The 12,117-nt window shown below is 65.5% G+C and carries 9 protein-coding genes; 2 read left to right on the plus strand and 7 right to left on the minus strand.

Going from position 1 to position 12,117, the window contains the following annotated elements:
• Window positions 1-81: 81 nt before the first annotated feature.
• Together CK489_RS06640 and CK489_RS06645 are read left to right on the plus strand one after the other, a co-directional pair.
• On the plus strand, window positions 82-456 hold the full coding sequence (locus CK489_RS06640; protein WP_095731699.1) for a nuclear transport factor 2 family protein: 375 nt from the start codon (window positions 82-84) through the stop codon (window positions 454-456).
• 233 nt (window positions 457-689) lie between these two features.
• Window positions 690-2,297: a Na+/H+ antiporter gene (locus tag CK489_RS06645; RefSeq protein WP_198960846.1), complete on the plus strand. Its 1,608-nt coding sequence runs from the start codon at window positions 690-692 to the stop codon at window positions 2,295-2,297.
• Window positions 2,298-2,442: 145 nt separating this feature from the next.
• Here CK489_RS06645 and CK489_RS06650 read toward each other — a convergent pair whose 3' ends face one another.
• The 7 genes from CK489_RS06650 to ispG all read right to left on the minus strand — a co-directional run bounded on the left by CK489_RS06650 (window position 2,443) and on the right by ispG (window position 12,112).
• A complete protein-coding gene (locus tag CK489_RS06650; RefSeq protein WP_050630729.1) occupies window positions 2,443-3,783 on the minus strand; it encodes a Rieske 2Fe-2S domain-containing protein in 1,341 nt (446 codons plus the stop codon).
• 178 nt (window positions 3,784-3,961) lie between these two features.
• Window positions 3,962-4,561 carry a DsrE family protein gene (locus CK489_RS06655; protein WP_050630730.1) on the minus strand — a complete coding sequence of 200 codons (600 nt, stop codon included), beginning with the start codon at window positions 4,559-4,561 and terminating at the stop codon, window positions 3,962-3,964.
• Window positions 4,562-4,600: 39 nt separating this feature from the next.
• Window positions 4,601-5,236, minus strand: coding sequence for a hypothetical protein (locus tag CK489_RS06660; protein WP_095731701.1), 636 nt, complete (start codon window positions 5,234-5,236; stop codon window positions 4,601-4,603).
• The gene (locus CK489_RS06665) at window positions 5,233-6,276 is read right to left on the minus strand and encodes a TAXI family TRAP transporter solute-binding subunit (RefSeq protein ID WP_095731702.1); all 1,044 of its coding nucleotides are present in this window, start codon (window positions 6,274-6,276) and stop codon (window positions 5,233-5,235) included. Before CK489_RS06665 ends, CK489_RS06660 begins: the two co-directional genes overlap by 4 nt.
• A gap of 58 nt (window positions 6,277-6,334) precedes the next feature.
• Window positions 6,335-9,541, minus strand: a complete 3,207-nt coding sequence (locus CK489_RS06670; protein ID WP_095731703.1) for a coiled-coil domain-containing protein — start codon at window positions 9,539-9,541, stop codon at window positions 6,335-6,337.
• A 134-nt stretch (window positions 9,542-9,675) separates the two neighbouring features.
• Complete coding sequence (locus tag CK489_RS06675; protein ID WP_095731704.1) at window positions 9,676-10,569, minus strand: TauD/TfdA dioxygenase family protein; 894 nt, start codon at window positions 10,567-10,569, stop codon at window positions 9,676-9,678.
• A 253-nt stretch (window positions 10,570-10,822) separates the two neighbouring features.
• Window positions 10,823-12,112: a flavodoxin-dependent (E)-4-hydroxy-3-methylbut-2-enyl-diphosphate synthase gene (gene ispG, locus CK489_RS06680; RefSeq protein ID WP_095731705.1), complete on the minus strand. Its 1,290-nt coding sequence runs from the start codon at window positions 12,110-12,112 to the stop codon at window positions 10,823-10,825.
• Window positions 12,113-12,117: the final 5 nt, after the last annotated feature.

The raw sequence follows: 12,117 nt of genomic DNA on the forward strand, positions 1-12,117 counted from the left end.
CGCTTTCCTCACGCGAACCGGTCCCCGCTTCGCCCGAAAATGCGCCCTAGTAGACCAAAACCCTGCCGGGAGGACTAACCCATGAGCCAAGATCGATCCACCGTCGAGAGCGTCGTCCAAACCTATTTCGACGGCCTCTATGAGAGCAATGCCGACAAGCTCGCCGAAGCCTTTCATCCGAGCGCCGACCTGCGCTGGGTAGAGAAGGGCGAGCTGAAGGTCCTGACCGTGCCGGACTGGCTCGCCTTGGTGCGCAAGCGCACGTCGGCGAAGGCCGAAGGCAAGCCGCGCGAGGACTTCATCGTCACCATCGACCGCTCCGACGACAACACGGCCTTCATCAAGGTGCGTTGCCAGCTGCCGCCGCGCTATTTCACCGACTACCTTGTCGCCATGAAGCTCGCCGACGGCTGGCAGATCGTCTCGAAGTCCTACCGCTACGACCTCAAGGACTGACCGCCGGTCCACTGCGTCTCCACGACGGCTTTGCGACACGGCCAACATCATGATGCGTTTCCACGGAATCGCGTCATGATCCCATCTCCTTGTTTGAGGATGATCTCGGCGCAAACGCGTTCCGCGTTTGTCGCGGGAAAACCGGTTTCCACTTTTCCGGATCATGACCCTGCGGCCCGGCTCCGGCCGGACCGCATTGACTGGCGCCGGTTTCCGGGCGAATTGAGCCCGTGATGGAAGCCAAGTTTCAGATTTTTCTCACTTTGCTCGGGGTGCTGGCGGGAACCGCGCTGGTGGCGCGGCGGACCGATATCGCGCCGGCGATCCTGCTGCTGCTGGTCGGCATCGTGCTGGCCTTCGTGCCGGGCATGCCGTCGCTGGAACTGCCGCCAGAGCTCGTGCTTTTGGTGGTGCTGCCGCCGCTGATCTATTCGGCCAGCGTCGCGATGAGCTGGCGCGAGTTCAAGGCCAACCTGCGGCCGATCATCCTGCTGTCGGTCGGCTGCGTGATCTTCACCGCCTTCATGGTCGCGGCCGCGACCCATTACCTGATCGGCCTGCCCTGGAGCACCGGCTTCCTGCTCGGCGCCATCGTCGCGCCACCGGACGTGGTCGCGCCGCTGGCGATCGCGCGCAAGCTTGGAATGCCGCGCCGCATCCTGGTGATCCTCGAGGGCGAAGGGCTGGCCAATGACGCCACCGCGCTGATCCTCTATCGCTTTGCGCTGGCCGCCATCACCACCGGGCTGTTCTCGCTGCCGAAGGCGACCGGCACGTTCTTCGTCATCGTCGCCGCCGAGATCGCGTTCGGCACCGCGGTCGGCTGGCTCAGCCTGCGCGCCCGCCGCAGAGCCCGGGATCCGCAGGTCGAGATCACGCTGTCCTTGATCACGCCCTATCTCGCCTACTGGATTCCGGAGCATTTCGGCGGCAGCGGCGTGATCGCAACCGTCGCCTGCGGGCTCTATATGAGCTGGAACGGGCCGCTGCTGATTTCCGCCGCGACGCGCCTGCAGGGCATCTTCTTCTGGGATTTGATCATCTACCTGATCGAGGGGCTGCTGTTCCTCCTGACCGGCTTCCAGATGCGCTCGCTGTACGAGAAGTCGAAGTCGTTTCCGCTGCACGACATCCTGACCGCCACCGTGCTGGTCGCCATCATCGTGATCGTTGCGCGGTTCCTGTGGGTGTTTCCCGGCACCTATCTGCCGCGCTGGATCAGCCGGCGGGTGCGCGAACGCGATCCGCTGCCGTCGTGGCGAGCGGTGTTCGTGGTCGCCTTCACCGGCGTGCGCGGCGCGGTCTCGCTGGCCGCGGCGCTGGCGCTGCCGCTGACGCTGCCGAGCGGCGAGGCCTTCCCGTATCGCGACTTGATCCTGTTCGTCGCCTTCGGCGTGATCTTCGTGACGCTGGTCGGGCTCGGCCTCGGACTGCCGCCGGTGGTGCGCTGGCTCGGCCTCGCCAGGGACGGACGCAGCGAGCACATCGCCGAGCACGAGCAGGAAATCGCGGCGCGGCGCGAGGCGCTGAACGCCGCGCTGAAGTCGCTCGACGCCATCACCGACGACCGCGAACTGTCCGACGAGGTGATCAAGCTGTTGCGGTCGCGCCACGAGATCCGGATCAACCAGCTGCCCGACTCGCTCGACCCCGACAAGCACGACGTCTCCGCCACCGGCACCGCGCTGACGCGGGAGCTGATCTCCTCCGAGCGCAAGTTCATCCACATGCTGCTGCGCGACGGCAAGATCACCGACGAGACCAGGCGCCGCATCGAGCGCGACCTGGATCTGGAGGAGGCGAGCCTTTCGAACCGCGAGTATCGAAGGATGCCGCTGTAGCCTCGCCGTCGTCCCGGGCAAGCGCAGCGCGACCCGGGACCCATAACCGCCGTTGCCGATTTGGCGAAGGTTGGGGCCACAGCGGTCGCAACAACGTTGCAGCTGTGGTTATGGGTCCCGGCTTTCGCCGGGACGACAGTGGATATTACTCCGCAGCGGCGTTCTGCCCGGGACCGCCGACGAAGCCCGCGGGATCGCCGAACCGTTCGATCATCACAGCGGTGAGATCCTTGGTCTTGCTGGTGACGCAGGCGCCGGAGCGCACGGTGTAGCGATCCTGGTGCGCGGCATGCGGCGGCGCCTCGCCCTTTTGCAGCGCGCGGGCCGCCTCCATCACCAGCTTGCGGAAATGCATGATGCCGAGATCGGTCGGGCCGAGATGCTCGCGGGTGCGGTCGGCGATCGGGCCCTGGCTGTCCTGCACCGCGGCGTCCTGCTCGGAGACGCCCTTGATGCCGGTGTAGCTCTTGGTCCGCTGCAGCTTGCGATCGATCAGATAGTCATTCGACTTGTTGCGCAGCGGCACGTAATTCTCGTCGACCACGGCCATCACGCCGTTGCCGTTGGCGTAACCGGCCCGCTCCGCCTCGGTCAGCGGCCGGTCGGGATTCCACGCATAGGTGTAGATCCAGCAATTGGTGTCGGTGACCGGCACGAAGGTCTGGCCGAACATGTTCTCGCCCGGCATCGAGCTCGGCGCATAGGAGTGGAACGGCATCAGGAATTGGGCGATGCGCCAGTAGATATTGTCACTGCCGGTGAGCCGGCCGCCGGCCACCGTGAGCCCCGCCTCATGCGGATTGATCTTGATCACCGGCCGCGGATCCTCGGCGATCCAGCGCATGTGGTCGGTCGCGACCCGCGTCAGCGGGTTCACGAAGTGCTTCTTGATGTCGAGGATCTCGTTCTCCTCCTTCTCGAAGGAGAGATGCGCGAAGGTGAAATGCGCGGTGTCGATCGAGCCTTCCACCGCCTGCACCCAATTGCAGTCCTGCCATTTCTTGGTGACGAAGCGGTGCGAGGCCGGCAGCAGCGCCATCTCCAGCGCCGGCAATTCCGGCATCTGATCGGCCGGGCCCATATAGGCCCAGATCATCTCGCCCCATTCGCGCACCGGATAGGACTTGATGCGGATCAGGTCCTTGGCATTGAGGTCCGGATAGGAGGTCGGCATGTCGACGCAGCGGCCGTCGGTATCGAACTTCCAGCCGTGGTAGACGCAGCGGATGCCGCATTCCTCGTTGCGGCCGAGCCAGAGATTGGCGCCGCGGTGCGGGCAGTATTGATCGATGACGCCGACCACGCCTCTCGAGTCGCGGAAGGCAAGCAGTTCCTCGCCCATCACCACGATCTTCTTCGGGTCGCTGTCCGGCTCCGGCAGTTCTTCCGACAGCAGCACCGGAATCCAGAACCGGCGCAGCAATTCGCCCATTCCCGTTCCTGATCCGGCTTCGGTGAGGAACCTGTTGTCTTCGGCGCGGAGCATGGCGTTTCCCCGGGTTGTTTTTGATTTTCCCGGAGCTTGGCGTAGCGGATGCGGAACGTCAATGCGATTGGCTGCGCGGCCGGCAACCCTGCCCCGCCCGCCCATGGATTTACGCCCGCGTTCTGCGCAGCAAGCCGCGTCCGCTGAAAGGGAGTTCAGGGCTGGCCGGCCCTCCCGCTCACGGCTTCACGTAGGCCCACCCCTTTTCCTGCAATTCCATCACGCGCACGACGCCGGACTTCACGACTTCCGCCTGCTTGATGATCGGGATCGACTTGTTCTCGGCCTTCTGCATCTTCTCCTGGGTGTTGCCGCAGGCCTTGAACGACACTTCAGGTGAACTGAGCGCCATTTCCTCGATGCGCGCCTTCACCGGTGAGGTATCCTCGCGCAGCATGTGCAGGCCCGGGCCGAAGGTGACGACTTCGATCTTCACCTTCTCGCCGATGCCCTTGTAATACTCGGCCACGTTCGTTGCGTTGTTGAGCGTGAGATTCATGGCGGCAGGATCATTGCTGTTCACCTGCAGGATCAGGTGATGCTCCTTCCCGTTCGGCACCGCCGGATCGTGCATGCGAGCCAATGCGGAGCGCTTGCGAGCATCGGCAGTGGCCCGCGGCGTTTCAGGTTTCCGGGCGCCAGTCGCCGCGTGAGGCGCAGTCTGCGCGGTCGGGCCCCAGCTTTTTCCGTCTTGCTGGGCCACCGCAAATGGCGTGGAAGCCAGCACAGCGAGGCTGGCCACCGCAACGAATTTCGCAACAGATTTAAAATTGCACATCAAGCATCTCCATCTCGAAAAATTGGCAGGCACACACTTTCAATGGCTGGGTCTTGCGACGGCGAGCGGCCATTTGCAGACCCCGGCCATCCTCGTGCGCATCGCGTCCAACCCCGCGAGCGAGAAGGTCGCATCCTGGGCAGCCCCGGCGCCGCGTGAGAGGTGGACGGCAAGCACCGCGTTATCGGGAAGCGATTGCAACAGGCGAACGACATCGCCAGCGACGGCGACACCGGAACCAACCGCCGGCATGGTTGCGGCGACCTGCACCGGTGAACCGCCGTTGATGCGGTAGGAAATCGCATAGCCGTCGCCCCGGCCCGAGATGGCTGGTCCCGAGAAGGACAATTCGGTCCGCCCGCCGCGACACCGGATCGACAGCTTGACGGATGAATCGACCGAGTCGGACGTTGTCGCAGTTGCGATCGGTGAATAGTCCACCGGCGACGTCGTCTCGCTGATCGTCCAACGGTCCGCCTTCGACGCTTCGCGGCGAGCCGGTGCGGCCGCATGCGACAGCTTGTCGAGGCACTCCAGCCGCGCTTCACGTTCGAGCTGAGAACAGGCGCGCAGCTGTGCCATGGGATCTCTCATGGGATCCTCCACCCCCTGCGCGAGGGCAACGCCGTTGACGACGGCGACTGCCACAACAAGCGGGGCGGAAAACCTGGTCATTGCGATGCCCGTGCGGTCGACGACTGCCGATCGAGCCACGCCTGCGCGGCAGGAAAGCGCGCGAGACCGGGCACGGTCGCTCCGAGGTTGATCGATTTCCACTTCGGGTCGAAGCCGGGTCCCTGCAGCTTGTCGATCCGCGAAAACAGATGATCGACGAAGCGTGCAACGCGCTCGAAACGGTTGCTGTTGGCCGGCCAATTGAAGGCGACGAGGGCCGTCGGTACGGCGATCGTCGCCACGTGATCGCCCTGCTTGATCAGATTTGGGTAATCGGCCGCGTCGAGCGCTGCCGGCAGATAATAGTCCTCGAACTTGCTGTCATACGGGACCGGCAGGAACTTGAAGCCCGCTTCAAATCGGCCTTTCACAAATGCATCGACCGGCTTCGAGGTGATGAAGACGACGGCCGCCATTTCGCCCTTGCGCATTTGCTCGAGCGCGATCTGGTGCGGAATGAACGTCTTCTCGATATCGATACCGAGGCGACTGAAGATCAGCGGACCTGAATAGGCTGCGGCCGTACCCTGGCTGTTGAAATTCACCTTCTTGCCGGCGAGGTCGCTCAGACTCTTGATCTCCGGACGAACGAAGATATGCAGTTCGGACGGAAACAGGTTCAGGACGTAGGTGATCCGCCGCTGGATATCCGGCACCTGACTCTTGTATTCCTCGAGCGCGTCGGAATTGATGATCGCAGCGTCGATGCCGCGCAAATACAGCAGCGAGTTGAGGTTCTCCACGGGTCCCCGCGTCACCACAGGCAGGACGTGCAGATTGTTGCCGTCGTCGACCACGCGGGCCATCTCCGCGGCGAGGCGGATCGGCGCTCCCTCGAGCAGGCCGCCGGCAAGACCCACGGTCCAGGCATTGATCGCCAAGGATTCAGGCCTGGGCTGCGGCGGTTCAGCCTGGATCAGCCGCGCCCTGTGAGGCCGGTCATGTTGCGGCCGCGCATCCGCCGGGGGCGGCTGCAGCGCCGGAAGCAGCGACATCAGGCCCGCAAGCAGCAACGGGCGAATTCCGATCAGATTCTTCATCGAGCAGCTCCTTTGCACGACATCGCATCAGCGCGTTCGTTCTTGCTGGATCGTTTGATCAACGCAGCGCCTCGAACCGCGCCTTTGCCTCCTTGATTCCACCAGCCGCGGCCTTGGCGTAGAGATCGCGCGCCTTGGCCGCATCGCCACGCGTTGCATAGGTTCCCCAGTTCGAGAGGGTCAGCGGATCGTAGGTTTCCGCGAGCGCGAAGCTTGCCTGGGCGCTGCCCGTCTCGGCGACGCGTTCCAGCACGATCCGCGCACCACCGATGTCACCCCGTTCCAGCAGCAAGCGGGCCCGCGCCATCAGCCTCGCCTCTTGCGCCCCGTCGTCGGAAGCGGCCTCGACATTGCCGGCTGGTCGCGGCGCGGCGGCGCGGCCCTCGATTGACCCCACCGCTGCGCCCGCCGGCTCGTCCTGCATGGACTTGCCGGCGTTGCCGGTGGTGGCCACCTGAGACGCGACGGGCGGCACTTTCTCGGCGAGCGCACCGACGTCGCGGCGCGCCGATGCAAGGTCCCGCTCCAATTGCTCGGCCCTGCCGTGTTCCTTCTCCAGCAGACTGCGCTGCTCAGCCACAGCCTGCTCCGCGGCCTGCTGCGCTCCGGCGGCTTGCGCGTTCGCTGCAGCTGCCCGCTCGGCCTGGGCATCGAGTTCGCTGCTCTTTGTTGCAAGATCACGAGCCAGTTGTTCGGCCCGCTGCTGCTCGCGCTGGAGCGATTGTCGCAACTCGGCGATATCGCTCGACTCCGGCTGCTGATGCGGCGCTGCCTCGTCGTTGGCTTTGGCCGCCTGAGCCTCGTAGGCGTAGACTTTGCTGCGCGCTGTCGCGAGATCCTGCGCCATAGCGTCCGCCCGCTCGTGCTCCTTCTGTATCGACTGGCGCTGTTCCGCGGCGTCAGCTTCCGTTGCCAGCCTCAGCTTGGCCAATTCGTCGCTCGCTTTGGCCGTCGCCGCCGATTGCACTTCCGTGTCACGGCGAGCCGCCGCGAGGTCCAGCTCCAACCGCGCCGCACGCTCGTGCTCCTCCGCCAGCGACTTCTGCAGGTCCGCCGCGCCGCTTTGCGAGGCCTTCAGCTGAGCCGCTTCATCGCCGGCCTTAGCCGCGAGCGCGGTTTGCGTTTCCACGTCACGGCGAGCCGCCGCGAGGTCCTTCTCCAACCCCGCGGCTCGTTCGTGCTCCTGCGCCAGCGACTTCTGCAGGTCCGCCGCGCCGCTTTGCGAGGCCGCCTTCAGCCGCGCCGCTTCATCACCGGCCTTGGCGGCGAGCGCGGTTTGCGTTTCCACGTCACGGCGAGCCGCCGCGAGGTCCTTCTCCAACCCCGCGGCTCGCTCGTGCTCCTGCGCCAGCGACTTCTGCAGGTCCGTCGCGCCGCTTTGCGAGGCCGCCTTCAGCCGCGCCGCTTCATCGCCGGCCTTGGCAGCGAGCGCGGTTTGCGTTTCCACGTCACGGCGAGCCGCTGCGAGGTCCTGCTCCAACCCCGCGGCCCGCTCATGCTCCTGCGCCAGCAACTTCTGCAGGTCCGTCGCACCGCTCTGCGAGGCCGCCTTCAGCCGTGCCGCTTCATCGCCGGCCTTGGCCGCCAGCGCGGTTTGCGTTTCCACATCACGACGGGCCGCCGCGAGATCCTTCTCCAGCCGTGCGGCCCGCTCATGTTCTTGTCCCAACGATTTCTGCAAGTCTGCTGCGCCGCTTTCGGAGGCCTTCTTCAGCCGTGCCGCTTCATCGCTGGCCTTGGCCGTAAGCTTGGCTTGCGTTTCCACGTCACTCCGAGCTGCCGCAAGGTCCTTCTCGAGTCGCGTGGCGCGCTCACGCTCCTGCCCCAGCGACTTCTGCAGGCCTGCGCCGCTTTCGGAGACCTTCTTCAGCCGCGCCGCTTCATCGTTGGCCTTGGCCGCCAGCGCGGTTTGCGTTTCCACGTCACGGCGAGCCGCTGCGAGATTCTGCTCCAGCCGCGCGGCCCGCTCATGCTCCTGTGCCAGCGACTTCTGCAGGTCTGCGCCGTTTTCGGAGGCCTTCTTCAGCCGCGCCGCTTCATCGCTGGCCTTGGCCGCCAGCGCGGTTTGCGTTTCCACGTTACCACGAGCCGCTGCGAGGTCCTGCTCCAGTCGCGCGGCCCGCTCATGCTCCTGTGCCAGCGACTTCTGCAGGTCTGCGCCGTTTTCGGAGACCTTCTTCAGCCGCGCTGCTTCATCGCTGGCCTTGGCCGCCAGCGCGGTTTGCGTTTCCACGTTACGACGAGCCGCTGCAAGGTCCTGCTCCAGTTGCGCGGCCCGCTCATGCTCCTGCCCCAGCGACTTCTGCAAGTCCGATGCGCTGCTTTGCGAGGCCTCCCTCAGCCGCGCCGCCTCATCGCTGGCCTTGGTCGCCAGCGCGGCTTGCGCTTCAACGTTACGACGAGCTGCCGCAAGGTCCTGCTCCAGCCGTGCGGCCCGCTCGCGCTCCTGCCCGAGCGACTTCTGCAAGTCCACCGCGCCGGTTCGCGAGGCCGCCTTCAGACGCGCCGCTTCAATGCCGGCCTTGGCTGCCTGAGATTCGTATACGTAGACCTTGCTGCGCGCCGCCGAGAGATCCTGCGCCAGTGCATCGCCGCGTTCGCGCTCCTTCTGCATCGATCGGCGCAGTTCCGCAGCGGCAGCTTCCGATGCGAGCCGCAGCCTGGTCGATTCGTCGCTCGCCTTGGCGGCCGCCGCTGATTGCGCCTCGATGTCACGACGAGCCGCCGCGAGGTCCTGCTCAAGCCGTGCGGCGCGCTCACGCTCCTGCCCCAGCGACTTCTGCAAGTCCGCCGCGCCGTCCTGCGGCACGTCTTTCAGCGATTTTCTCAGTTTTTCGGCTTCGGCCTGCAGGGCATTCACGACCTGAGCCGAATTTTCGCGTTCCTTGGCCAGCAAGCCCTGTAGCGCTTCGATATCTTTCCGCGCTGTCGCGAGTTCGCGGGCGAGCGCGTCCGCGCTTTGCGGCTGGTCCCTGGCGGGACCGGCGTGACCTGCCGGGCTCGTCTTGGCTTGTGCAAGTTGCAGGGAACTTCCGGCGACGCCGTTGGACTGCGCCCGTGCGCCGCCGCCCGATGAATCGGCGAGCCACAGCCCCGCAAGGGTTGCAGCGAACCATAACGGAACCGCCCGGCGCATCCTCCTCGGAGACGACCTGACGCGCGAACCGATCCTTTCACAGATTGAGTTCCCGCCATCGTCGCGAGTGACGATGCTCTCATGCCCGCGCGCGTCCACTATCACCTGCCGCATGGTGATATTGCCCATTCTGATGCGGCATCATAGGGCTCAGCGGCTCACGGATACTATGACCCGCAAGGGTTACCCCTGTTAACCGCTCAGGCTTGTGGACGAGGCCGCAACATCGCGGCCGTCGGAGCAGCGCCAGGCGAGCGCTGTCCTCACACCGGCCGTTCACCCTTGACCGTCACGCGAGTGCCGGAGCGGGTGTGCGGCCAGTAATCCCACATCGCGCGGTGCTGGGCGCAGCGGTTGTCCCAGAACGCGATCGCATTCTCGGTCCAGCGGAAGCGACATTGAAACAGCGGATTCTCGGCGTGCTGGTAGAGATAGGCCAGCATCGCGTCGCTTTCGTCGCGCGGGATGCCGACGATGAAGCGGGTGAAGCCGCGATTGACGTAGAGCGATTTCCTCCCCGTCACCGGATGGGTGCGGACCACCGGATGCTCGGCGCGCGGATATTCCCGTTTGTCGGTGACGCCGTAATTTGCGTACAGGCCACGATAAGTCTGCTCGCCGTCATGCAGCGCGGTCAACCCGTCGAGATAGGCCTTCATGCGATCCGACAGCGCCTCATAGGCGGCATACATGTTGGCGAACAGCGTGTCGCCGCCGCGCGGCGGGCATTGCTTGATGTAGAGGATCGAGCCCATCGGCGGCTCGAGATCGCAGGACACGTCGGTGTGCCAGCCCTCGCCATTGGCGCGCGGCGAATCCTTGTCGGCGTAGATCTTCATCAGCGCCGGATCGCCCTCGTTGGGGGCGGCGGGGTGGACGTGCAACTCGCCGAACTTGCGGCCGAAGGCGAGGTGCTGGTCGGGGCTGATGTGCTGGTCGCGGAAGAAGACGACGAGGTTTTCGGCGAGCGCGCGATGGATCTCGTCCATCTGGCGGTTGGAGCGCGCATCGTCGCCGACCAGCTTGCCGATATCGACGCCGGAGATTTCCGCGCCGATGATCGGCGTCAGCTTCTCGACGCCGATGGTCTCATAGGGCTCGGCCTCGCCGGCGAGGTGGCGGTAGCGCGGACCCTGCTTGCCGGACAGCGAGCTCATGGGCGTTCTCCCAATGGTTCTTGATTGGGAGGCATCGTAACGCTCATCGACGGAAGCGCAATCGGCGCCACAGACATATCTGTCGTCCCGGACAAGCGCAGCGAAGCGGAGCGCAGATCCGGGACCCACAACCACAGGATTGGGTTTGGCGAAGACTCGTACCCCCCGTCTCGCGCCACAACCGCCGCCTGGGGTTATGGGTCCCTGCTTTCGCAGGGACGACGGATCGAGTGTGGGGCGCGAGCGGAGTGAACTACTCCGCGGCGCCGGCCGTCTCCGGCACCTTGGCGCCGTTGCCGTAACGCTGGTCGATATAGTCGATCACCAGCGCCTTGAAGTCGGCGGCGATACCGGGACCGCGCAGGGTGCGGAACTTCTTGCCGTCGACGAACACGGGCGCGGCCGGTGCCTCACCGGTGCCGGGCAGCGAGATGCCGATATTGGCGTGCTTGGATTCGCCGGGGCCGTTGACGATGCAGCCCATGACCGCGACGTTGAGCTGCTCGACGCCCGGATACTTGGTCTTCCAGGCCGGCATCTCGTCGCGAATGAAATCCTGGATCGAGCGCGCCAGCTCCTGGAACGTGGTCGAGGTGGTGCGGCCGCAACCCGGGCAGGCCGCGACCAGCGGCACGAACGTGCGGAAGCCCATGGTCTGCAGCAATTCCTGCGCGACCTGCACTTCCAGCGTGCGGTCGCCGCCGGGCTCCGGCGTCAGCGAGATCCGGATGGTGTCGCCGATGCCCTGCTGCAGCAGGATGCCGAGCGCGGCCGAGGAGGCCACGATGCCCTTCGAGCCCATGCCGGCCTCGGTGAGGCCGAGATGGATCGCGTAATCGGAGCGGCGCACGACTTCCTGATAGACCGCGATCAGGTCCTGCACGGCGGAGACCTTCGCCGACAGGATGATCTTGTTCTTGGGCATGCCCAGTTCCTGGGCGCGGGCCGCCGACAGCAGCGCCGACTGCACCATCGCCTCGCGCGTCACCGCGCGGGCATCGCGCGGATTCGGCGATGCGGTGTTCTCGTCCATCAGCTTGGTGAGCAGCTCCTGGTCGAGCGAGCCCCAATTGGCGCCGATGCGCACCGGCTTGTCGTTCTTGTTGGCGATCTCGATGATGTCGGCGAACTGGGTGTCGCGCTTGTTCTTGAAGCCGACATTGCCCGGATTGATGCGGTACTTGTCGAGCGCCTCGGCGCAGGCCGGATACTCGGCAAGCAGCTTGTGGCCGATATAGTGGAAGTCACCGATCAGGGGCGTGGTGATGCCGCGCTTGCGCAGGCCGTCGCGGATGTGCGGCACGGCAGCAGCGGCTTCCTCGCGGTCGACGGTGATGCGCACCATCTCGGAGCCGGCGCGGGAGAGCGCGGCAACCTGGGCGATGGTGCCATCGATGTCGGCGGTGTCGGTGTTGGTCATCGACTGCACGACGATCGGCGCACCGCCGCCGACGGCAACGTTGCCGACCATGACCTGCGTGGTTTGGTGCCGCGGCTGAGGACCTGCGACGTCGTCTTGCGGCAAAATCTCGGGCTTGTTCATGGCGT

Source organism: Bradyrhizobium sp. UFLA03-84 (assembly GCF_002289535.1).
GTDB classification, from domain to species: domain Bacteria; phylum Pseudomonadota; class Alphaproteobacteria; order Rhizobiales; family Xanthobacteraceae; genus Bradyrhizobium; species Bradyrhizobium viridifuturi.

What these genes read in the sequence shown, in the direction of transcription:
- CK489_RS06640 (WP_095731699.1), top strand. Translation starts at nt 82, where the DNA reads ATGAGCCAAGATCGATCCACCGTCGAGAGCGTCGTCCAAACCTATTTC.
- CK489_RS06645 (WP_198960846.1), top strand. Translation starts at nt 690, where the DNA reads ATGGAAGCCAAGTTTCAGATTTTTCTCACTTTGCTCGGGGTGCTGGCG.
- CK489_RS06650 (WP_050630729.1), bottom strand. Translation starts at nt 3,783, where the DNA reads ATGCTCCGCGCCGAAGACAACAGGTTCCTCACCGAAGCCGGATCAGGA.
- CK489_RS06655 (WP_050630730.1), bottom strand. Translation starts at nt 4,561, where the DNA reads ATGTGCAATTTTAAATCTGTTGCGAAATTCGTTGCGGTGGCCAGCCTC.
- CK489_RS06660 (WP_095731701.1), bottom strand. Translation starts at nt 5,236, where the DNA reads ATGACCAGGTTTTCCGCCCCGCTTGTTGTGGCAGTCGCCGTCGTCAAC.
- CK489_RS06665 (WP_095731702.1), bottom strand. Translation starts at nt 6,276, where the DNA reads ATGAAGAATCTGATCGGAATTCGCCCGTTGCTGCTTGCGGGCCTGATG.
- CK489_RS06670 (WP_095731703.1), bottom strand. Translation starts at nt 9,541, where the DNA reads ATGGGCAATATCACCATGCGGCAGGTGATAGTGGACGCGCGCGGGCAT.
- CK489_RS06675 (WP_095731704.1), bottom strand. Translation starts at nt 10,569, where the DNA reads ATGAGCTCGCTGTCCGGCAAGCAGGGTCCGCGCTACCGCCACCTCGCC.
- ispG (WP_095731705.1), bottom strand. Translation starts at nt 12,112, where the DNA reads ATGAACAAGCCCGAGATTTTGCCGCAAGACGACGTCGCAGGTCCTCAG.